The organism is Sphingomonas sp. SORGH_AS_0438 (genome assembly GCF_031453475.1).
Taxonomy (GTDB): Bacteria; Pseudomonadota; Alphaproteobacteria; order Sphingomonadales; family Sphingomonadaceae; genus Sphingomonas.
In genome coordinates, this window is record NZ_JAVIZS010000001.1 from 2,436,523 (window position 1) to 2,458,236 (window position 21,714).

Annotated in this window: 23 protein-coding genes; 9 read left to right on the plus strand and 14 right to left on the minus strand. The window is 67.5% G+C overall.

All coding sequences use genetic code 11. The features are described from left to right. Positions 1–10 precede the first annotated feature (10 nt). From QE452_RS11430 to QE452_RS11460, 7 genes are all read right to left on the minus strand, one after another. On the minus strand, positions 11–2,971 hold the full coding sequence (locus QE452_RS11430) for a 2-oxoglutarate dehydrogenase E1 component (protein ID WP_309657740.1): 2,961 nt from the start codon (positions 2,969–2,971) through the stop codon (positions 11–13). A gap of 107 nt (positions 2,972–3,078) precedes the next feature. Continuing rightward, positions 3,079–3,963: a succinate--CoA ligase subunit alpha gene (gene sucD, locus QE452_RS11435; RefSeq protein WP_309657739.1), complete on the minus strand. Its 885-nt coding sequence runs from the start codon at positions 3,961–3,963 to the stop codon at positions 3,079–3,081. Positions 3,964–4,017: 54 nt separating this feature from the next. Then, entirely contained in the window at positions 4,018–4,287 is a 270-nt protein-coding gene (locus tag QE452_RS11440) for a GIY-YIG nuclease family protein (protein ID WP_125993010.1), read from the minus strand. A gap of 86 nt (positions 4,288–4,373) precedes the next feature. After that, positions 4,374–5,336: a malate dehydrogenase gene (mdh, locus tag QE452_RS11445; protein ID WP_125992903.1), complete on the minus strand. Its 963-nt coding sequence runs from the start codon at positions 5,334–5,336 to the stop codon at positions 4,374–4,376. Positions 5,337–5,475: 139 nt separating this feature from the next. Next, positions 5,476–6,582 carry a cell division protein ZapE gene (gene zapE, locus QE452_RS11450; RefSeq protein ID WP_309657738.1) on the minus strand — a complete coding sequence of 369 codons (1,107 nt, stop codon included), beginning with the start codon at positions 6,580–6,582 and terminating at the stop codon, positions 5,476–5,478. Positions 6,583–6,730: 148 nt separating this feature from the next. Beyond that, positions 6,731–7,522, minus strand: a complete 792-nt coding sequence (locus QE452_RS11455; protein ID WP_309657737.1) for a succinate dehydrogenase iron-sulfur subunit — start codon at positions 7,520–7,522, stop codon at positions 6,731–6,733. Positions 7,523–7,611: 89 nt separating this feature from the next. After that, positions 7,612–8,187, minus strand: a complete 576-nt coding sequence (locus QE452_RS11460) for an ATP-dependent Clp protease proteolytic subunit (protein WP_309657736.1) — start codon at positions 8,185–8,187, stop codon at positions 7,612–7,614. Between the two features lie 113 nt (positions 8,188–8,300). Here QE452_RS11460 and QE452_RS11465 point away from each other — a divergent pair, with 113 nt between their 5' ends. Next, the gene (locus QE452_RS11465; protein WP_309657735.1) at positions 8,301–9,308 is read left to right on the plus strand and encodes an SDR family oxidoreductase; all 1,008 of its coding nucleotides are present in this window, start codon (positions 8,301–8,303) and stop codon (positions 9,306–9,308) included. Between the two features lie 219 nt (positions 9,309–9,527). On the opposite strand, the gene QE452_RS11470 is transcribed toward QE452_RS11465, so the two are convergent. Genes QE452_RS11470 through sdhC form a run of 4 tightly spaced genes read right to left on the minus strand, consistent with a single transcriptional unit; the run spans position 9,528 to position 12,979 of the window. Further along, on the minus strand, positions 9,528–10,433 hold the full coding sequence (locus tag QE452_RS11470; RefSeq protein ID WP_309657734.1) for a glycoside hydrolase: 906 nt from the start codon (positions 10,431–10,433) through the stop codon (positions 9,528–9,530). Positions 10,434–10,455: 22 nt separating this feature from the next. After that, the gene (gene sdhA / locus QE452_RS11475; protein ID WP_309657733.1) at positions 10,456–12,258 is read right to left on the minus strand and encodes a succinate dehydrogenase flavoprotein subunit; all 1,803 of its coding nucleotides are present in this window, start codon (positions 12,256–12,258) and stop codon (positions 10,456–10,458) included. Then, a complete protein-coding gene (gene sdhD, locus QE452_RS11480) occupies positions 12,258–12,635 on the minus strand; it encodes a succinate dehydrogenase, hydrophobic membrane anchor protein (protein ID WP_125992897.1) in 378 nt (125 codons plus the stop codon). The genes sdhA and sdhD overlap by 1 nt, the downstream gene beginning before the upstream one ends. Beyond that, a complete protein-coding gene (sdhC, locus tag QE452_RS11485; protein WP_405052799.1) occupies positions 12,635–12,979 on the minus strand; it encodes a succinate dehydrogenase, cytochrome b556 subunit in 345 nt (114 codons plus the stop codon). Before sdhC ends, sdhD begins: the two co-directional genes overlap by 1 nt. A 252-nt stretch (positions 12,980–13,231) precedes the next feature. Here sdhC and QE452_RS11490 point away from each other — a divergent pair, with 252 nt between their 5' ends. From QE452_RS11490 to QE452_RS11510, 5 genes are all read left to right on the plus strand, one after another. Beyond that, positions 13,232–14,611 (plus strand): methyl-accepting chemotaxis protein, encoded by a 1,380-nt coding sequence (locus QE452_RS11490; RefSeq protein WP_309657731.1) that lies wholly within the window; start codon positions 13,232–13,234, stop codon positions 14,609–14,611. Between the two features lie 111 nt (positions 14,612–14,722). Next, positions 14,723–14,899, plus strand: coding sequence for a hypothetical protein (locus tag QE452_RS11495; RefSeq protein WP_309657730.1), 177 nt, complete (start codon positions 14,723–14,725; stop codon positions 14,897–14,899). Further along, entirely contained in the window at positions 14,896–15,525 is a 630-nt protein-coding gene (locus QE452_RS11500) for a hypothetical protein (RefSeq protein ID WP_309657729.1), read from the plus strand. Before QE452_RS11495 ends, QE452_RS11500 begins: the two co-directional genes overlap by 4 nt. A gap of 32 nt (positions 15,526–15,557) precedes the next feature. Next, positions 15,558–16,247 (plus strand): SDR family oxidoreductase, encoded by a 690-nt coding sequence (locus QE452_RS11505; RefSeq protein WP_309657728.1) that lies wholly within the window; start codon positions 15,558–15,560, stop codon positions 16,245–16,247. Further along, positions 16,237–17,166, plus strand: a complete 930-nt coding sequence (locus tag QE452_RS11510) for a 50S ribosomal protein L11 methyltransferase (protein ID WP_309657727.1) — start codon at positions 16,237–16,239, stop codon at positions 17,164–17,166. The genes QE452_RS11505 and QE452_RS11510 overlap by 11 nt, the downstream gene beginning before the upstream one ends. 129 nt (positions 17,167–17,295) lie before the next feature. On the opposite strand, the gene phhA is transcribed toward QE452_RS11510, so the two are convergent. Then, the gene (gene phhA / locus QE452_RS11515) at positions 17,296–18,168 is read right to left on the minus strand and encodes a phenylalanine 4-monooxygenase (protein ID WP_309657726.1); all 873 of its coding nucleotides are present in this window, start codon (positions 18,166–18,168) and stop codon (positions 17,296–17,298) included. Between the two features lie 22 nt (positions 18,169–18,190). On the opposite strand from phhA, the gene QE452_RS11520 reads away from it, so the two are divergent. Continuing rightward, complete coding sequence (locus QE452_RS11520) at positions 18,191–18,859, plus strand: TIGR02117 family protein (RefSeq protein WP_309657725.1); 669 nt, start codon at positions 18,191–18,193, stop codon at positions 18,857–18,859. Here QE452_RS11520 and QE452_RS11525 read toward each other — a convergent pair. Continuing rightward, complete coding sequence (locus tag QE452_RS11525) at positions 18,856–19,140, minus strand: hypothetical protein (RefSeq protein ID WP_309657724.1); 285 nt, start codon at positions 19,138–19,140, stop codon at positions 18,856–18,858. The genes QE452_RS11520 and QE452_RS11525 overlap by 4 nt on opposite strands. Further along, entirely contained in the window at positions 19,133–20,098 is a 966-nt protein-coding gene (locus QE452_RS11530; RefSeq protein ID WP_309657723.1) for a glycerophosphodiester phosphodiesterase, read from the minus strand. Before QE452_RS11530 ends, QE452_RS11525 begins: the two co-directional genes overlap by 8 nt. Positions 20,099–20,196: 98 nt before the next feature. On the opposite strand from QE452_RS11530, the gene QE452_RS11535 reads away from it, so the two are divergent. Beyond that, positions 20,197–20,733 carry a 2Fe-2S iron-sulfur cluster-binding protein gene (locus tag QE452_RS11535; protein ID WP_309657722.1) on the plus strand — a complete coding sequence of 179 codons (537 nt, stop codon included), beginning with the start codon at positions 20,197–20,199 and terminating at the stop codon, positions 20,731–20,733. Next, positions 20,730–21,713, plus strand: coding sequence for a xanthine dehydrogenase family protein subunit M (locus QE452_RS11540; protein WP_309657721.1), 984 nt, complete (start codon positions 20,730–20,732; stop codon positions 21,711–21,713). Before QE452_RS11535 ends, QE452_RS11540 begins: the two co-directional genes overlap by 4 nt. Position 21,714 lies beyond the last annotated feature (1 nt).

Here is a 21,714-nt window from a genome sequence, read left to right on the forward strand (position 1 = left end):
GCCAGGGACTTCAGGACGCCGCCTTGCCGCCCTTGCGGTCGGTTTCGCGGCCGCGACGGATCTCGTCGCGGACATTGTGGCCGAGCGCGTCGGCGATCAGCGCGCCCTGCTCGGTCTGGTGCCGCTTCATCAGGCCGGTGGCGGGCGACGCCGCCGCCGCGCGACCGGCATAGCGCGCGCGCTGCACCGATGCGTTCGCCTTGGCCAGCGCCTCCTCGATCAGCGGCTCGACGAAGAACCAATAGCCCTGGTTGCGCGGCTCTTCCTGCGCCCAGACCACGTCCTCGAGCTGCGGCATCCGCGCCAGACGCTCGGCCAGCGGCTCGCCCGGGAAGGGATAGAGCTGCTCGACGCGGATGATCTGCGTGCCGGTATCGTTCGCCGCGTCGCGCGCCTCGATCAGGTCGTAAGCGACCTTGCCGGTGCACAGCACCACGCGCTTCGTCTCGGCATCCGGCGCGCCATTGGTGTCGGACAGGATGCGCTTGAAGTGCGAGTCGCCCTGGAAGTCCGCCGCGGTCGAGGTGGCCAGCTTGTGGCGCAGCAGCGACTTGGGCGTGAACACGATCAGCGGCTTGCGGAAGCTGCGATGCATCTGCCGGCGCAGCAGGTGGAAATAGTTGGCCGGCGTGGTGCAGTTGGCGACCTGCATATTGTCGCCCGCGCACAATTGCAGGAACCGCTCCGGCCGCGCCGAGCTATGCTCCGGACCCTGGCCCTCATAGCCATGGGGCAGCAGCATCACCAGGCCGTTGGCGCGCAGCCACTTGGCCTCGCCGCTCGCGATGAACTGGTCGATCATGATCTGCGCGCCGTTGACGAAATCGCCGAACTGCGCCTCCCACATCACCAGCGTCTTCGGATCGGCGAGCGCATAGCCATATTCGAAGCCGAGCACGCCATATTCGCTGAGCGGCGAGTCGAGCACCTCGAACCGGCCATGCTCGACCGTGGTCAGCGGCACGTACTTGTGCTCGTCGGTCTGGTCGACCCAGACGGCGTGACGCTGCGAGAAGGTGCCGCGCCCGGAGTCCTGACCCGACAGGCGGACGCCATAGCCCTCCGACATCAGCGAGCCGAAGGCCAGCGCCTCGCCGGTCGCCCAGTCGAAATTGGCGCCGGTCGCGAACATCTGCTTCTTGGCATCGATCACGCGCGACAGCGTCTTGTGGATCTGGATGCTCTCCGGAACCGTGGTCAGCGTGCGGCCCAAGCTGTCGAACAGCTTGGGCGTGATGCCCGTCTCGGCGGTGCGGCGCGCGGCCTCGCCCTCGGTCGGGGCCGACAGGCCCGTCCAGCGGCCGGCGAACCAGTCCGCGCGGTTCGGCTTGTAGCTCGCCCCCGCCTCGAACTCGCCCTCCAGCCGGGTGACGTACTGGCCGACATTGTCGTCCACCCAGGCCTGGTCCACCACGCCCTCGGCGGCGAGCCGCTTGGCATAGATGGCGCTGACCGGCGGGTGATCCTTGATCGCCTTGTACATCAGCGGCTGGGTGAAGCCCGGCTCGTCGCCCTCGTTATGGCCGAAGCGGCGATAGCACCACATGTCGATGACGATGTCGCGGTGGAACTTCTGGCGGAACTCCATCGCCATCTTGGTCGCGAAGGTCACCGCCTCCGGATCGTCGCCATTGACGTGGAAGACCGGCGCCTGGACGCCCTTGGCCACGTCCGACGGATAGGGCGAGGAGCGCGCGAATTGCGGGCTGGTGGTGAAGCCCACCTGGTTGTTGATGATGAAGTGGACGCAGCCGCCCGTGTTATAGCCACGGATGCCCGAGAAGCCGAGGCACTCCCAGACGATGCCCTGGCCCGCGAAGGCCGCGTCGCCATGGATCAGCACCGGCAGCGACGCGCTGTGGTCGGTCAGGTCGCCGGCGATCGTCTGGATCGCGCGGGTCTTGCCCAGCACCACCGGGTCCGCCGCTTCCAGATGCGACGGGTTGGCGACCAGCGACATATGGACGGTGTGGCCGTCGAACTCGCGGTCGGTCGAGGTGCCCAGGTGATACTTCACGTCGCCCGAGCCGCCGATGTCGTCGGGATTGGCCGAACCGCCGGCGAACTCGTGGAAGATCACGCGCAGCGGCTTGGCCATGACATTGGCGAGCACGTTCAGGCGGCCGCGATGCGCCATGCCGAACACGATCTCGCGCACGCCCATCTGGCCGCCATATTTGATCACCGACTCGAGCGCCGGGATCATCGACTCGCCGCCGTCCAGGCCGAAGCGCTTGGTGCCGACATATTTACGGCCCAGGAACTTCTCCCACTGCTCGGCCTCGATCACCTTGTTCAGGATCGCCTTCTTGCCGTCCTGGGTGAACTCGATCGCCTTGTCCTGGCCCTCCATCCGCTCCTGCAGGAAGCGGCGCTCCTCGACATCGACGATGTGCATATATTCGAGGCCGACATTGCCGCAGTAATTCTTGCGCAGCGTGTCGACGAGCTGGCGGATCGTCGCCCATTCGAAGCCCATCGTGCCGCCCAGATAGACCGGACGGTCGAGATCGGCATCGCTGAAGCCGTGATAGTCGGTGCGCAGATCCTCGGGCATCTCACGCTTGGCGAGGCCCAGCGGGTCGAGATTGGCGGCCAGGTGGCCGCGCACCCGGTAGGTGCGGATCAGCAGCTGCGCGCGGATCGCGTCGCCGGCCGCCTTGACGATATCGGCCTGGGTCGCCGCCGGGGCCGCCGCCGCGGGGGCGGGCTTGCCGCCGCGCGCGGGCTTGGGCGCGGGCTCCATCTGCGTCGGGTCGAGCCCGGCGGTCAGATCGTCGGTGGTGGTCAGCGGCCAGCGGCTGCTCTGCCAGCTGGGCTGCGAAGGTCCGGCTTCCAGTCCTTCGAAGAAGGCGCGCCAACCGGGCTCCACCTCCGACGGGGATGCCTGGTATTTGGCATAGAGCGCTTCGATGAACGCGGGGCTGACGCCCGACGCGACGTCGCTGAAATCCTGACCTTCGTAGCCCATTTTACCGTCTCCTCCGCCACCCCGGCCGTGCCGGGGTCCGGGTCCGGCCGGGCGACATGCCCGGCGGGACCCGAAGGCCGGCCCGCGCCGACCTGACGGCTATTTGCTTAACCGTTCAGCACCGACAGCAGCGTCGAGCCGAGTTCGCTGGGGCTCGCCGCGACCTTGATCCCGGCCGCTTCCATCGCCGCGATCTTGTCCTCGGCGCCGCCCTGGCCGCCCGACACGATCGCGCCGGCATGGCCCATGCGACGACCCGGAGGCGCGGTGCGGCCGGCGATGAAGCCCGCCATCGGCTTCTTCCGGCCGCGCTTGGCCTCGTCGCGCAGGAACTGCGCCGCTTCCTCTTCGGCCGAGCCACCGATCTCGCCGATCATGATGATCGACTTGGTCGCCTCGTCGGCCAGGAACAGCTCCAGCACGTCGATGAAGTTGGTGCCGTTGACCGGATCGCCGCCGATGCCGACCGCCGTGGTCTGGCCCAGACCGGCGTTGGAGGTCTGGAACACCGCCTCATAGGTCAGCGTGCCCGAGCGCGACACGACGCCGACCGAGCCTTCCTTGAAGATCGAACCGGGCATGATGCCGATCTTGCACTGACCGGGGGTCAGCACGCCGGGGCAGTTCGGGCCGATCAGCCGCGACTTGCTGCCCGACAGGGCGCGCTTCACCTTGACCATGTCCAGCACCGGAATGCCCTCGGTGATGCAGACGATCAGCGGGATCTCGGCGTCGATCGCCTCCAGGATCGAGTCGGCGGCGAAGGGCGGCGGCACGTAGATGACCGAGGCATCGGCGCCGGTCTTCGACTTGGCCTCCGCCACCGTGTTGAACACGGGCAGGCCGAGATGCTCGGTGCCGCCCTTGCCGGGCGTGACGCCACCGACCATCTGCGTGCCGTAATCCAGCGCCGCCTTGGTGTGGAAGCTGCCGGTCTCGCCGGTCATGCCCTGGGTGATGACCTTGGTATTCCGGTCGACGAGGATGCTCATCTGCTTTTCGTCCTTACCACCCCGGCGAAGGCCGGGGTCCAGTTGGGAAGGCGGTCATGGAAGAGCGATATGATCGTACAGATCATCCCATCCGGGATTGAAGCCTTCGATCTCACGCAGTTTCCAGGCTCGCTTCCATTGCTTCATCTGCAGCTCGCGCTGCCGTGCGGCGTCCCGGCTGCCCGTCACCTCGTACCAGACAAGGTGGTGACAACCATAATCCTTCGTGAACCCGTCGACGACACCGTTGCGATGTTCCCAGACCCGCTTCGGCAGATTGCTCGTCGACCCGATGTAGAGAGTGCCGTTGCGGCCGCTTGCCATGATGTAGACGGCAGCGGCCTCGTCCTTCACAACGGCTTTCCCAACTGGACCCCGGCCTTCGCCGGGGTGGATTCATCCTTCCAATCTTACGCCAGCGTCCCGTCGATGCCCTTGCACGCGACCAGCAGCTCCTTCACGGCGTCGACCGACACCTGCAGGTTCTGCTTGGCCTCGTCGGTCAGCTTGACCTCGACGACCTTCTCGACGCCGCCGGCGCCGATCACCACCGGCACGCCGACATAGAGGTTGTCGATGCCATATTCGCCCGACAGGTGCGCCGCCGCCGGCAGGATGCGCTTCTGGTCGTACAGATACGCCTCCGCCATCGCGATGCCGCTGGTCGCGGGCGCGTAATAGGCCGAGCCGGTCTTGAGCAGCGCGACGATCTCGCCGCCGCCGCCACGGGTGCGCTTGATGATCGCATCGACCTTCTCCTGGGTGGAGAAGCCCATCGCGATCAGGTCGCTGACCGGGATGCCGCTGACGGTCGAATATTCCAGCACCGGCACCATGGTGTCGCCATGGCCGCCCAGCACGAAGGTGTTAACGTCCTTCACCGACACGCCGAACTCCTCGGCGAGGAAGTGGCTGAACCGCGCCGAGTCGAGCACGCCGGCCATGCCGACGACCTTGTGGGCGGGCAGGCCGGAGAATTCGCGCAGCGCCCAGACCATCGCGTCGAGCGGGTTGGTGATGCAGATCACGAAGGCGTCGGGGGCGTTGGCCTTGATGCCCTCGCCCACCGCCTTCATCACCTTCAGGTTGATGCCGAGCAGGTCGTCACGGCTCATGCCGGGCTTGCGCGCGACACCGGCGGTGACGATGATCACGTCCGCGCCGGCGATGTCGGCATAGTCGTTGGTGCCGGTGATCGTGGCGTCGAAGCCCTCGACCGGGCCGCACTGCGACAGATCGAGCGCCTTGCCCTGGGGAACGCCCTCGACCACGTCGAACAGGACGATATCGCCCAAGCCCTTGAGCGCTGCGAGGTGCGCGAGCGTGCCACCGATATTACCGGCGCCGATCAGCGCGATCTTCTTACGGGCCATCCAATCCATCTCCGTCCTGAGGCGAGCGATTGGTCACGCCGCCTACGCCCATCATAGGCCGAGGGCAACCGCTAAAGCGCAAGGCTTAAGGATTAGTTTTGATAATAGTTCGCAGGATCAACAAGCGTTCATCCTCTGGTCAGGCGGACGCCGCCCCATGGCCCGCGTCGAGATAATCGTCCGACCGCATCTCTTCCAATCGGCTGACCGTCCGCTGGAATTCGAACGCCCCGTCGCCGCTTTCATATAGCCGGTCGGGCTCGGCATCCGCGGCGGCGAGCAGCTTGACCTTATGCTCGTACAGGGCGTCGATCAGCGCGACGAAGCGCGCCGCCTCGTTGCGGTTCTCCGGTCCCAGGCGCGGGATGCCGACCAGGATCACCGTGTGATAGCGCCGCGCCACCGCCAGGTAATCGGCCGCGCCGCGCGCCTCGCCGCACAATTTCTTGAACGAGAAAACCGCCACGCCCTTCAACGCCTTGGGCACGTGCAGCGTCCGCCCCTGCACGACCAGATCGTCGGACGGGATCGGCTCGCTCACCTCATGGTCGGTCAGCCGGAAGAAGGCGGCGGAGAGGTCGGCGGTCGCCTCCGGCCCGTTCGGCACCAGCCAGGTGTCCTGCGACCCCAACCGGTCGCGCCGGTAATCGACCGGGCCGTTCAGCGCCAGCACGTCGAGCCGTTGCTCGATCAGCGCGATGAAGGGCAGGAAATGCTCGCGGTTGAGGCCGTTCTTGTAGAGGTCGGCCGGCGCGCGGTTGGAGGTGGTGACCACCGTCACCCCCGCCTCGATCAGCGCAGTGAACAGCCGCGACAGGATCATCGCGTCGGGGCTGTTGGTCACCATCATCTCGTCAAAGGCGAGCAGCCGCGCCTCGTCGCGCAGCGCCGCCGCGACCGGCGGGATCGGATCGCCGACTTCCTTGCGCCGCTCCTCGTTGATGCGGGCATGGACCTCGAGCATGAACTCGGAGAAATGGACGCGCCGCTTCCGCTCGATCGCCACCTGGTCGAAGAACAGGTCCATCAGCATCGACTTGCCGCGCCCCACCCCGCCCCACAGATAGAGGCCGCGCGGCGCCTGCGGCTTGCGCCCGGCCAGCCGCCAGAGCAGCGAGCCACGGCGCGGCGCGGCCTGGAGTTCGCCGGCCAGCCGGTCGAGCCGGGCGGCGGCGGCGGCCTGTTCGGGATCGGGGCGAAGCTCGCCGGCGGCGAGCAGCGCGTGATAGGCGGTGAGGACGGTCATCGGGCCTTCCAGCCGGCGGGTCGTTCCCCGCACGGACCGGGCGGGCGCCCTGGGTCGAGCCCTGTCGAAAGGGCCATAATCATGGGAGGGAAGCGACCGGCGGGGGCATGAGAGCCGCCCCGCCGGTCCTGTCATCCCGCAAGCGCGATCAGACGATCCGCTCGGCTTCCATCTTCTTGATCTCGGCGATCGCCTTGGCGGGGTTCAAACCCTTGGGGCAGACATTCGCGCAGTTCATGATGGTGTGGCAGCGATAGAGGCGGAACGGGTCCTCCAGCGCGTCGAGCCGCTCGCCGGTCATCTCGTCGCGGCTGTCGGCCAGCCAGCGATAGGCCTGGAGCAGGATCGCCGGGCCCAGGAACTTGTCGCTGTTCCACCAATAGCTGGGGCAGCTGGTCGAGCAGCAGGCGCACAGGATGCACTCGTACAGACCGTCCAGCTTGGCGCGGTCCTCCGGCGCCTGGAGCCGCTCCTTGCCCGAGGGCGGCGGCGTCACCGTCTGCAGCCAGGGCTTGATCGAGCTGTATTGCGCGTAGAAGTGCGTGAAGTCCGGCACCAGGTCCTTGACCACGTCCATGTGCGGCAGCGGGGTGATGCGCACCTCGCCCTTCACATCCTCGATCGCGGTCGTGCAGGCCAGGCCGTTGCGCCCGTCGATGTTCATCGCGCACGATCCGCAAATGCCCTCGCGGCACGACCGGCGGAAGGTCAGCGAGCTGTCCTGCTCGCTCTTCATCTTGATCAACGCGTCGAGCACCATCGGCCCGCATTCGTCCAGATTGACCTCGAACGTGTCGTAGCGCGGGTTCTGGCCGCTGTCCGGATCGTAGCGATAGACCTTGAACGCTTTCATCCGCTTGCGGTCGGACGCTTTTACAGGCGCGGCGTGGTGCTGCCCCTTGGTGATCTTGCTGTTCTTGGGAAGGGCGAATTCGGCCATGATACGTCCCGATCTCTGATTACGTTCCCGCTATGCCCTTAGCGGCGGCGGCGCAACCCCGTGATGGTCCGATCGCCCTCTCCAGTGCTTTATATCACGTCCAGCACCAGTCCCAGGTCGAGCGCGTCCGCCGCATCGACATACCAGTTGGCGGTGGCGCGCGACTTGAGGTCGTCCAGCGTCAGCCGCGATCCCTTGACGATCGCGGCAAAGCCCTCGTCCTGGATGCGCATCGAATGCTCGATCTCGTGCAGCTTGGCCTTCAGGATGTCGGGCAGCGTCGACAGGGGGCCGCTGAGCTGCACGGTCGAGGTCAGCGACCGCTCATGGATCATCAGCCGCGTGCCGCGCGTCAGGAAGCGGCAATTCACCGGGAAGGCGGACATGAAGGTCGCTCCGGCCGAATAGACCGCCACCTTGCCCAGGAACAGCGCCTCTCGGCCGGTATAGTCGCGCAGCAGGCGGATCGAGTCGCCCATCGCCCGCGCCATCTCCGGGTCGCCGCCCAGCGTCGTGATCGACACGACCAGCGGCCCTTCGGTCGGGGCATCGGCATATTGTTGCTTGAAGCTGGTATACATCGCTTCGTCCACGGTGCCGTAAAGCTGGATATGCGGCACCGCGAGCAGCGGATATTGCAGGGCGGTGTTGGGCTGATCGGTCATGGCGCGGCAAACCGGGACGAGGGGGGCGGGGTTCCGGCCGTCCCGGTCTTTATTTGCGGGGGAACTCCGCCCCCTCCCCCCTGTTGGAGGGGCCGACCAGCAGGAGCATCAGCATGACAATCCGACTCAAGCCATTGAACGAACAAGTGATTGTCATCACCGGCGCGAGCTCCGGCATCGGCCTGGCCACCGCGCGGACGGCGGCGGAGGCGGGGGCCCGGGTGCTGATGGTCGCCCGGTCGGAGGATGTGCTGCGCGACCTGGTCGCCCGGTGGCAGGCGGAGGGCCTGCGGGTCGAGGCCAAGGCCGCCGATGTCGGCGATGCCGCCGGCGTGCAGGCGGCGGCCGACTATGCGGTGGAGGTGTTCGGCCGCATCGACACCTGGGTCAACGATGCCGGCGTCGCCCTCTATGCCAAGCTGATGGAGACGCCGGACGACGAGCATGAGCGTCTGTTCCGCACCAATTATTTCGGCGTGGTCCATGGCTGCAAGGCGGCGGTCCCGCATCTGACCAAGCAGGGCGGCGCGCTGATCACGGTCGGCTCGACCGTGTCGGACATGCCCAGCCCGGTCATGGGCGCCTATGCGGCGTCCAAGCACGCGATCAAGGCCTATGTCGCGGCGCTCCGGATGGAATTGCAGGCCGCCGGCGCCCCGATTTCGGTGACCCTGGTCAAGCCCTCGGGCATCGACACCCCGATCGGCCAGCACGCCGCCAATCACGAAGGTGGCGAGGGCCAGATCCCGCCGCCCATCTATGATCCGCAACTGGTCGCGGACGCGATCCTGGCCTGTGCGGTGACGCCGCGCCGGACGATCACAGTCGGCGGCGGCGGTCTGGCGCAGGTGCTGTTCGCCAATCACTTCCCCACCCTGTTCGAGTGGATCGCCCCGATCGGCGCGAAGGCCTTCACCGACCCGCGCAAGACGCAGCCGGAGCCGAGCAACCTGAAATGGGGCGTCGGGGCCGGGCGAATCCGGTCGGGCGAGCATCCCCATGCGCGCAAGACCAGCCTCTATACCAATGCAGCGCTCCACCCCGGCACGATGAGCGCGATCCTGGCGGGGCTGGCGGGTTCGGCTATGGCCTGGTGGTGGGCGGGTCGACGGCGGACCTGATCTCCGCCCGCGCTGCGAAGGAGATCGCCGAAGATCCCGGCTCACCACCCCGGCACCACACCGCCCCGGCGAAGGCCGGGGCCCAGTTGGGGGAGGTCTGCAAGTGGTTCGACACGATCCGTCACTGGACCCCGGCCTTCGCCGGGGTGGTGGCAGTAAAAGGAAGGCGGGCGAGGGCGACGATTCCCGACACGGGCGGGATAATCGCCCCGCCCCGTCTCAACACACTTCGGCGGTATATTCCGGGATCGGCCCCTTGGGCACGCGGTCGGGATGCTGCCAGAACAGGTCGCCCGCCGCCTGGTGCCCGGCATAGACCTCCGCCAGCACCGCATGGAGACGCGGGTCATAGGCCTTCAAATCCGCGTCCGACAGCACTCGCACCGCGCCGAAGCTGGCAAGCGGCGCGGAGTTGAACCAGAATTGCGTGCCGACCGCCCAATATTCCTCGATCGTGGTCGAGGCATATTCATCCTTCCACAATCCCGTCTCGCGGGCGTGGAAATAGGCCTTCTCCACCCGGCGGAAAAAGGCCGGGTCGATCCGCGCCGCCGCGCGGAAGATGGCGTGGCTGAACTCGTGCACGAAGGTGTTCTGGCCGTGATAGCGGTCGTTCGGCCCGGCGAGCAGATTCTCCGCCGCCGCGCTGGTCAGCAACCCGCCCATGCCGCGCGCGCGATAGTCCCAATATTGCCGGTCGGTCAGCCGGCCGATCCGCTCGGGATAATGTTTCCGCTCGCACCGGGTCAGGCGGGGATCGTCGATCGCCGGCTTCTTCCAGTCGCGCTGTTCGGGAATGTCCAGCGTCGACTCGTCCGCCGCCATGATCGCGACGCGCAGCCCCTCGCGGCGCAGTTCGGCGGCGATGTCGGGGCGCTTCGCCAGCATCGACAGCACGATCTCGCGCGCCAGCAGCAGCGCCCGGTCGGGCGTGCGGGTCGAGGACAGGATCGGGATACCGCCCGCATCGACATAGCGAGCATAGAAGGGATCGGTGGCATAGACGGCCGGCGGCGCGGTCACCACCGGTGCCGCCGGCTGCGCCATGGCCGGTGCCGCGATCAGCAGGGCGAGAAGGCCGGACAGGGTGCGCATTACCGTCAGGCCCGGCGGCGACGTCGCCATCGCCGCCGGGCCCCAGGCGCGATCAGTAGACGCGCTTCTTCGGCTTGATATAGTCGATATCGTCGGTCATCGTGTAGTCATGGACCGGGCGATAGTCGATCGCGACGCCGCCGCCTTGCCCGCCCCAGCCCTCGAAGCTAGTCAGCGTGTGCTTCATCCAGGTCGCATCGTCACGCTCGGGGAAATCCTCGTGCATGTGCGCGCCGCGCGATTCCTTGCGGTTCTCGGCGGCCTGGATCGTCACCGTCGCCTGCGCCATCAGATTGTCGAGCTCCAGCGTCTCGACCATGTCGGTGTTCCAGATCAGCGAGCGATCCTTGACCGACACGTCCTGCATCCCGGCGTAGATGTCCTTCATCTTCGCCACGCCCTCGGTCAGCAGCGCCGAGTCGCGGAACACCGCGCAATGCTTCTGCATGGTGCGCTGCATCTCGGTGCGCAGCTTGGCGGTCGGCGTGGCGCCGTTGGCGTTGCGGAACCGGTCGAGACGGCTGAGCGCCAGCTCCTCCGAACCCTTGGGCAGCGGATTGTGCGGCGTGCCGGGCTTCAGCTGGTCCTTGATGCGCAGGCCGGTGGCGCGGCCGAACACGACGAGGTCGATCAGCGAGTTGGAGCCCAGGCGGTTCGCGCCGTGCACCGACACGCAGGCCGCCTCGCCCACCGCGAACAGGCCGGGGACGACATGGTCGGGGTTGCCGTCCTTCAGGCAGACGACCTCGCCATGATAATTGGTCGGGATGCCGCCCATATTGTAATGGACGGTCGGCGTCACCGGCAGCGCCTGGCGGGTCAGGTCGACGCCCGCGAAGATCTTGCCCGTCTCGGTGATGCCGGGCAGCCGCTCCGCCAGCACCTTGGGATCGATATGATCCAGGTGCAGGTAGATATGGTCCTTGTGCTCGCCGACGCCGCGCCCTTCGCGCATCTCCATCGCCATCGAGCGCGACACGACGTCGCGCGACGCCAGGTCCTTCGCCGAGGGGGCATAGCGCTCCATGAAGCGCTCGCCCTCGGAATTGGTCAGATAGCCGCCCTCGCCGCGCGCGCCCTCGGTAATCAGCACGCCCGCGCCGTAGATGCCGGTCGGGTGGAACTGCACGAACTCCATGTCCTGAAGCGGCAGGCCGGCACGCAGCACCATCGCATTGCCGTCGCCGGTGCAGGTGTGCGCCGAGGTGGCCGAGAAGTAGCAGCGGCCATAGCCGCCGGTCGCCAGCACGACGTTATGCGCGCGGAACCGGTGGATCGAGCCGTCTTCCATGCACAGGGCGATCACGCCCCGGCACACGCCATTCTCCATGATCAGGTCGAGCGCGAAATATTCGACGTAGAAGTCCGCGTCATACTTCAGCGACTGCTGGTAGAGCGCGTGCAGCATGGCGTGGCCGGTACGGTCGGCGGCGGCGCAGGTGCGCTGCACCGGCGGGCCATCGCCCATATTCTGCATGTGGCCGCCGAACGGGCGCTGGTAGATGGTGCCGTCGGCGTTGCGGCTGAACGGCACGCCGGCATGTTCCAGTTCGTACACCGCCTGCGGCGCCTCGCGGCACAGATATTCGATCGCGTCCTGGTCGCCCAGCCAGTCCGACCCCTTGACGGTGTCGTACATGTGCCAGGACCAATGGTCCGGCGTGTTGTTGCCGAGCGAGGCGGCGATGCCGCCCTGCGCCGCGACCGTATGGCTGCGGGTCGGGAACACCTTGGTGATGCAGGCGGTCTTCAGCCCCGCCTCGGCGATCCCCATGGTCGCGCGCAGGCCGGACCCGCCCGCCCCGACGACCACCGCGTCATAGGTATGGTCGATGATCTTATAGGCAGCGGACATCAGGCGGCGGCTCCGAAGGCGATCTTCAGGATCGAGAAGATGGCGGTGGCGCCCAGCGCCACCACGAAGAAGTTGAGCAGGACCAGCAGCACGACGCGACTCTCGTCATGCTGGTAATCCTCGATCACCACCTGCAGACCCAGGCGGAAGTGATAGAAGACCGACAGGATCAGCAGCGCCATCGGCACCGCCACCCAGGCGCTCTGCATCCAGGCGTGCAGCGTGGCATAGTCATAGGCCGGCTGGCGCGCGATCGCGATCAGCAGCCACAGCATCAGCACCAGGTTCGACCCCGCCGTCAGGCGATGATACCACCAGTGATGCGTACCTTCCTTGGCGGAGCCGAGGCCCCGGACACGGCCGAGCGACGAACGCATCACTTCATCCCCAGATAGAGCCAGAAGACCGCGGTCAGCGTCACCGACGCGACCATGGTCAGCATGGCGAAGGTCTTGTTGGTCTTCAGTTCGAAGCCGGCACCGGTGTCGAGGAACAGGTGGCGGATGCCCGACATCATGTGCTGGAACAGCGACAGAGTCAGCCCGACGCCGATGATGATGCCGAACACGTTCAGCGCGCCGCTGTCGGTGGTGAACACGCCGCGGAACGTGGCATAGCTTTCCGCGCCGCCGGCCAGCGCCGCCAGCCACCAGACGAGCAGCAGCGACCCCACCGTCGCCATGCCGCTGCCGGTCGCGCGGTGAAGGATGGAGACCAGCATATGCGGTCCCCAGCGCCAGATCTGGAGATGCGGGCTCAGCGGCCGGGCGGGATTACGGGAAGCCAAGGCGACGGTCCTCGATCGATGCAATTCCGCCGCCCTATGAGGCGCACGCGGCCGCGATGCAAGCCAAGCATGGCCCGGATGTCACATGGGATGCCCGATTGCACTCGCTTCCGTTCCTTTTTCTAACTCGTCGTTAACTTAACGGGCCTAGCGTGACGGCTACGAGTTTCAGGGGACGTCTTCGGCATGACCACCAGCGGCGCCAGCAGCGCGAACGATCTTCCCGTGCCCGGCACGATCGCGGCCGGCATCGACATGACCGCCCGCATCCGCGCCTTTGACGGCGGCGACGGCGCGCTGGTCGGCGATGCGCGCGCGCTCTACGCGATGATCGAGGAGGATCTCGACGATATCGTCATGGCCTATTGGGCGCATTACCGCACCGCCAATCCCGGCGCGGCCGAATGGAGCCCGCTCGACCATAGCCGCCTGCTGGAGGCGGGACGCGCCTATCTGCGCAACCGGTTCTGCGACCTGGCCGGCATCGCCTGGGTCGAGTCGCTCGAACGCTCGGTCGCGGCGGCCTATAGCGCCGGGGTCGGCACGATGGACATGCTCGCCATGTCCTGCGCCAGCGACCGCGCCGCGCTCAAGGCGCTGATGAGCCGGCTCGACGGCAATCATCCGGACCGCGCGCGCCTGACCGACACGCTGATGCGGCTGTTCGCGCTGGAGACGGAGCTGACCGTCGCGCTCTATGCCGGCTTCATCGACCATACGGCGCAGGGCACGCGGGCGCGCCTGGCGGGCGAGTTCCGCGAAAATATCGGCGAGACAGTCGAGGAGGCGAGCCAGAGCAGCTCGCACCTGCGCCAGCAGAGCGACAAGGCGTCGTTGCTCGCGCGCGGGATGCTGGGCAAGGCGTCGGAAGTCGCCGCCGCCGCCGAACAGTCCGCCGTCGCGATGCGCGAGGCGGCGCAGACCGCCGCCGGCCTGATCCGCGCGATCGAGGATGCGCGGATCGAGGTCGAGGCCGCCGCCGAGATCGCCACCCGCGCCTCCGCCCAGGCGGGCCAGGCGGTGGGCATGTCGGAGGCGCTGTCCGACCATGCCAAGTCGATCGAGTCGATCCTGGGCCTGATCCGCGACATCGCCGGCCAGACCAACCTGCTCGCGCTCAACGCCACGATCGAGGCGGCGCGCGCGGGCGATGCCGGGCGCGGCTTCGCGGTGGTGGCGCAGGAGGTGAAGAGCCTGGCCAGCCAGACCGCGCGCGCGACGGACGACATCGCCGCCAAGATCGCCGCCATCCAGTCGGCGACGCGCGGCACTGTCGAGACCAACGCCTCGATCAAGTCGACCGTCCATGAGGTGCAGGAAAGCGCCGACCGCATCCGCTATGCGATGGAGGCGCAGGCGCAGACCGTGACCGCGATCACCGCCGCCGTCGACGAGACCGCGCTCGCCGCCGACTCGATGTCGAGCACCATCGCCGCGATCCGCGAGGATACCGAGACCGTCGCTTCCGAGATCGACGGCGTCGGTCGCGGCTTCGACTCGCTCGACGGCCGGCTCGGCACGCTCAAGGCCAGCGCGGGGGATTTCGTGGCGAAGGTGGCGGCGTGAGGGTTGGAAGGGCGGCTGGGCGTCGCGATCGGTATTGATGGATAGTCTGCGACCTGCCATGCGTTGCCATCTTGTGGATGATGGCTTTCCAAAGACGCGAAGGAACGGGGCATGACCAGCGAGAAACGCCGGGCCGCGATCATCGGGCTGATCGAACAATATACCGAGACGCACTTGGCCACGCCGGATACCGCTCGCGCAGCGCTCATCAACGAGGGCATCTATACGAAGGCCGGGAAGCTTCGCGCCGAATATGGAGGATCTGGCAAGAAGACGCTGCCGGCGTGAGCCGGCTCGCCACCTCCTTCGTCCTAGGCTATCATGGCTGCGACCAAGACATAGCCAGGAAGGCCATCAGCGGCGATTTCAAGCTGGTGGAAAGTGATCGCGACTATGACTGGCTTGGACCAGGCGCCTATTTCTGGGAGGGCGATCCGACGCGGGCAATGGAATGGGCGAGGTGGAAAACCGAAATAGGGCATTATAAGAATCCAGCGGTCGTCGGGGCCGTCATCGATCTGCGCAACTGCCTGGATCTGCTCGTCCGCGATGAGATTGAACTGCTGGCGACGGCATATAGGTCGTTCGTGGCTCTTCGAGCAAAGGCTGACATGCCGATGCCCGAAAATAGGAGTGTGAAAGGCCAGCCCAACCAGGATCGCGTCCTGCGTTATCTGGACTGCGCCGTGTTCCGGCATCTTCATGAGATGATCGATGCTCAAGCATCGGAGGATCGTAGCATCGAACCCTATGACACTGTCCGCGGCATGTTTACGGAGGGCGGGCCACTTTATCCCGGATGCGGTTTCGAGAAGCGGAGCCATGTTCAGATCGCTGTTCGCAACGACGCCTGCATCAAAGGGTTCTTCCTTCCCCGATACATCACTGCCTCCACCCACCACGCGGCGGGATGACCCGGCCCGCCGCGCGCGCTAAGCCCCATGCCATGACCATTCTTCTCACCGGATCGAGCCGCGGCATCGGCGCGGCGATCGCCGAGCGGCTGCGCGCCGACGGACAGGCCGTGATCGGCCATGGCACCGCCAGCGGCATCCCCGCCGATTTCGACGAACCCGGCGCCGCCGCCGCGCTGTGGCGCGCCGCGCTGGACGAAGCGGGCGGCGCGATCGACATCCTCGTCAACAATGCCGGCGTGTTCGAGGCCAATCCGCTGGACGATCCCGACTGGCTCGCCGGCTGGGAACGCACCATGCGGATCAACCTGACCGCCTCGGCCGAACTCTGCCGCCTGGCGGTGCTGCACTGGCAGGAACGGGGCGTCGGCGGGCGGATCGTCAACGTCGCCAGCCGCGCCGCCTATCGCGGCGACTCGCCCGCGCACTGGCATTATGCCGCGTCCAAGGCGGGCATGGTCGCGATGACCAAGACGATCGCGCGCGGCTATGCGGCGCAGGGCATCCTCGCCTTCGCGGTCTGCCCCGGCTTCACCATGACCGGCATGGCCGAGGATTATCTCGCCAGCCGGGGCGGCGACACATTGCTCGCCGACATCCCGCTCGGCCGCGTCGCCGGCCCGGAGGAGATCGCGACCACGGTCCGCTTCCTGGCGCTGGAGGCGCCGCCATCGATGACCGGCGCGGTGCTCGACGTGAACGGGGCCAGCTATGTCCGATAGCTGGAAGATCAGCCTGCCCTGCACCCGCGCGGAGGCGGAGGCGATCGACATGGCCGACGAACTGATCGCCGGCGCGGTGCTGATGACTACCGAGGAGGTGGAGGACGATCGCGAGCATTGGCGGCTCGACGCCTATGTCGAGGCGGAGCCCGACGCGGCGCTGGTCGCGCAAGTGCGCGCGCTGGTGCCGAGCGCGGGCGACCGCCCGGCGACGGTGACTCATCTGCCGCCCGAGGATTGGGTGACGCTGAGCCAGGCGGGGCTGGAGCCTTTGTCGGTCGGCCGCTTCTTCGTGCATAGCGGGGCGGCGACGGTGCCGGCGGATGTCCGCGCCTTCCACATCCCGGCCGGCCGCGCCTTCGGCACCGGGCATCACGAGACGACCAGCGGCTGCCTCGCCATGCTCGACGGCCTGGCCGAGCGGCGCTTCGCCAGCGCGATCGATGTCGGGACGGGCACCGGCCTGCTCGCCTTCGCCGTCGCGCATCTCTGGCCCCAGGCGCGGATCGTCGCGACCGATATCGACCCGGTGGCGATCGAGGTGACGGCGGAGAATGCCGCGCTCAACCAAGTCGAGGGGATCGACCTGATCGTCGCCGATGGCGCGCTGGCCGATTCGATCACCGAGCGCGCGCCCTATGAATTGGTGATCGCCAACATCCTGGCCGGGCCGCTCGTCTCCATGGCTCCCGAACTGGCGGCGATCGCCGGCCCGTCCGCGACGATCGTGCTCGCCGGGCTGCTGGAGACGCAGCGGGCCGAGGTGGTCGCCGCCTATCAGGCGTGCGGCTGCACGCTGGAGGCGGTCGACCGGCGCGGCGACTGGAGCGTGCTGCGGCTGACGGCGGGGGCGGAACGCTTCGTGCCGGCGGGACCGTTCGATCCCAAGGGCCGCGACGGCTGGGCGCTGGATCTCTAGCCCCCGCGTCCCTCCATCCCGACGAAGGCCGGGGTGGAGGGACGGAACGCTCGCGGGAATCGGCGGCGTCCCCCGACTGGACCCCGGCCTCCCGTCGGGGAGTCGTAACGGAGAGTTACGAAAGCCCCCTCACCCCGCCACGCGGCTCCGCGCATAATCCTGCGTCCCGTGGGTCAGCACCGTGTCGCCCGGCACGATCTCGGCCACCGGGATATCCGCCTGCGCCTTCATCTCGGCATAGAGCGGCGCGAAGTCGGTCTCGACCGTCTGGCGCAGCAGCTCCTCGAAGCTGGGGATGACGAAGTAATTCTGCTGGAAATCGTCGATCCGATATTCGGTGCGCATCACCCGCGCCATGTCGAAGGCGATGCGGTTGGGCGACGGGTCCTCCAGCGCGAACCGGCTTTCGGAGAAACTGGAGACGATGCCCGCGCCATAGATGCGCAACCCTTCCGGCTCGGCGACCAGGCCGAACTCGACCGTGTACCAGTAGAGCCGGCCCAGATATTTGAGCGCATCCAGCCCCAGCGCCCGCTGCCCGCCCCGGCCATAGGCGGCCAGGTAATCGGCGAAGACCGGATCGGCGAGCATCGGCACATGGCCGAACACGTCGTGGAAGACGTCGGGCTCCTGGAGATAGTCGAGCTGGTCGGGCCGGCGGATGAAATTGCCCGCGACGAAGCGGCGATTGGCCATATGATCGAAGAACACGTCATCGGGCACCAGCCCCGGCACCGCCACCACCTGCCAGCCGGTCAGCTTCATCAGCCGCTCGGACAGCGCCTCGAAATCGGGGATGCCGGGCTTGTCGAGCTTGAGCACGTCCAGCCCCTTCAGCCACGCGTTCGAGGCGCGGCCCGGCAACAGCGTCGCCTGACGGGCGAACAGCGTGTCCCAGGTGGCGTGTTCCTCGGCCGTGTAGCGATCCCAATGCTGCGGGATCGTCCAATCCGCATTCGCGCCCTCCGGCGGGCGATCCAGAACGTGCGTTTCCTCTGCCATGCGATTCTTCTAGCATGGCCGTGTGGGAAGACGAAATCCGTGCGCGGCCCGGTGGATCGGGCGGATAGCTGCGGCACTGGCCGCGCTGCTGATCGCCTATGGCCTGGCCGGACTGATCGGCGGGGCGCTACCCGCGCATCCCGGCTGGCGACCGCCGGCGGACGGGGTGGAGATCTTCGTCGAGTCGAACGGCGTCCATACCGGCTTAATCCTCCCGAAACAGGCGGCGGGCGTCGACTGGCGCGACATCTTCCCGCCCGGCCATCTCGCCGATCCGCGGTTCGGCGGCTGGGATCATCTGGCGATCGGCTGGGGCGAGCGGACCTTCTATCTGGAGACGCCGCACTGGGCGGACGTGCGCCCCGCGACCGTCCTGGCGGCGGCCCTGGGCAGCCGCCGCACCCTGCTCCATGTCGAGCATGTCCCGCGACCGATCGCCGACGCCAATATTCGCCGCATCATGCTGCGGCCGGACGAATATCGCCGCCTCGCCGCCTTCATCCGCGCCGCGCTCGCGCCGGGGGCGGCGCGCTATCCCGGCTATGGCCGCGACGATGTCTTCTACGAGTCCAACGGCCATTACTCGGTGCTCCGCACCTGCAATGCCTGGACGGGCGATGCGCTGCGCCAGGCCGGGATGCGGGTCGGGCGCTGGACGCCCTTCCCCGCCACCCTGCTCTGGTTGCGTTAGCGCCGGCCCGCCACGAAGCCCTGATAGCCCCGCCGGCATTCATCGCTGTCGGGATCGCGGCGGCAGCGCTTGTCGAATTCGCGGCGCTCCTTACCCTCGCGCGCCTCCTCCTTGCGCATCTTGCGGCCGTAATTGCGGTCCGCCTCCTCCTGGCTGGTCGTCGTCCAGTCGACCGCCTTGCCCGCGACCTGGAACGGCGCCTTGACGATCGACGTCGCGGTGCTGACGCAGCCGGCGCTCGCCAGCGGCAGGAGGACGAGAAGCGGCAGGGTCTTACGCATTACGGGTTTCCTTGGCGACGGCATCGCGGGTCTGGACGCCGATTAGCGGATGATCGGTGAAGAATCCGTCGATTCCGAGGCGGAGCGCGGCGGCGATCTCTCCGGCCAGGTCGCCCTGCCCCCCGTCCCGCTGGAACGGCGCGGCCAGGAACGGATTCTCTGCCCGGAACGTCCAGGGATGGACGCGCAGGCCCGCCGCATGGGCATCGCGGACCAGCTCGCCCTGCTCCAGCTGCGCCTTGTTGGGCCCGATCCCATAGGCATAGGCGGCCACCGCGCGCAGCCCGCCGGGCGTCGCCATCATCGCATAGCTGGGCACCGCGCCGTCCGCCGGGCCGCCATGACCATCCATCAGCTGGATCAGGCGCAGCCGCGTCAGGCCGGCAATGCGCTTGAGATTGTCGACCTCGAACGACTGGATGAAGACGGGATCGTCCGGCCCGCTCCACCCGGCGGCATGAAGCTCCGCGACCAACGGCGCATCCGTCCCCAGTCCGATCCCGGCGAAATAGGTCGGATGCTTGGTCTCCGGATAGATGCCGACGCCCCGCGCCTTGGCGAGCGCGATGATCTCCGCCAGCGTCGGAATCTCGAACCGGCCATCGAACGCCGTATTGGCCGGCCGCAATTCGGGCAGGCGTTCGCGCGCGCGCAACGTCTTGAGTTCGGCGAGCGTAAAGTCCTCGACGAACCAGCCGGTCACCGCCTGCCCGTCGATCGTCTTCGTCGTCCGCCGCGCGGCGAAGTCGGCGCGGCCCGCGACATCGGTGGTGCCGCCGATCTCATTCTCGTGCCGGGCGACCAATATGCCGTCGCGGGTCGGCACCAGGTCGGGCTCGATCACATCCGCGCCCTGGTCGATCGCGCGGGCATAGGCGGCCAGCGTATGTTCGGGCCGTTCACCGCTGCATCCGCGATGCGCGATCACGATGGCTCGCGGGGCAGGACGGTTATCCATGTGACCGCCCCCGCAGATTCCTGTCGTGATAACGGCTCGCAACGGGAGCCGCACGCGCAAGTCCGCGTTCTGGCAGTAATTCGTGACGAGGCGGTGGCATGAAATTTAACATCAACGGCAAGACCCATGACGCGGACGTGGACATCCGTACCTCGCTGCTCGACCTGTGTCGCGAACATCTGGGACTGACCGGCTCCAAGAAGGGTTGCGACCATGGCCAGTGCGGCGCGTGCACCATGCTGGTCGACGGCCGACGCATCAACAGTTGCCTGACGCTCGCCGTCATGCACCAGGACAGCGAGATCGTGACGATCGAGGGTCTGGGCCAGGTCGGCGACCTCCACGCGATGCAGGACGCCTTCGTCCGGCACGATGGCTATCAGTGCGGCTATTGCACGCCGGGCCAAATCTGTTCGGCGGTCGGGATGCTCGGCGAGGTGGAGAAGGGTTGGGCCAGCCATGCCTCGGCCAACCTGACCGCGGTCGAGCTGACCGATGCCGAGATCAGCGAGCGGATGAGCGGCAATCTGTGCCGCTGCGCCGCCTATCCCAATATCGTCGACGCGATCCGCGAGGTGGCCGGCAAGGGCGATCGCCAGCCGGTGCTGGAAGCCGCACGGGAGATCGGCGCATGAAACCCTTCGCCTATGCTCGCGCCGACAGCACCGACCAGGCCGTGTCGGAAGCACTCGCTCCCCAGACGCGCTTCATCGCCGGCGGCACCAACCTGCTCGACCTGATGAAGCTTCAGATCGAGACGCCCGCCAAGCTGGTCGACATCACCCGCCTGCCGCTGAACGGCGTCACCCCACGGGACGAGGGCGGCGTGTCGATCGGCGCGCTGGTTCCGAACAGCGATCTGGCCGCCGACCGCCACATCATCGCCGATTACGAGGTGCTGAGCCGCGCGCTGCTGGCCGGCGCATCGGGCCAGTTGCGCAACAAGGCGACGACCGGCGGCAACCTGCTCCAGCGCACCCGCTGCTATTATTTCTACGACACCGCCACGCCCTGCAACAAGCGGGAGCCGGGCAGCGGCTGCTCCGCGATCGGCGGCGTCAACCGCATCCTGGCGGTGCTCGGCACTTCGGAGAAGTGCATTGCCACCCATCCGTCCGACATGGCGGTGGCGATGCGCGCGCTCGACGCCACGATCGTCACGCAAAAGGCCGATGGCGACCGCCGTCGCATCGCGATCGGCGATTTCTATCGCCTGCCGGGCGACACGCCGCATATCGAGACGGTGCTGGAGCCGGGCGAACTGATCACCGCCGTCGAACTGCCGCCCAAGGTGGAGGGCGCACGGCATCTGTATCGCAAGGTGCGCGACCGTGCTTCCTATGCCTTCGCGCTGGTCTCGGTGGCCGGCGTGGTGGTGATGGACGGCGACACGGTCGCCTCCGCCTCGCTCGCCTTTGGCGGGCTGGCGCCGATGCCGTGGCGCAACCCGGCCGTCGAGGCGGCGATCGTCGGCAAGCCGGCGACCGACGCCAATTTCGCCGCCGCCGCCGATGCGCTGCTCGCCGATGCCAAGGGTTTCGGCAGCAACGATTTCAAGATTCCGCTCGCCCGGCGCACGCTGATCGCGTCGCTCCGCGAACTGACGGGGAAGTAAC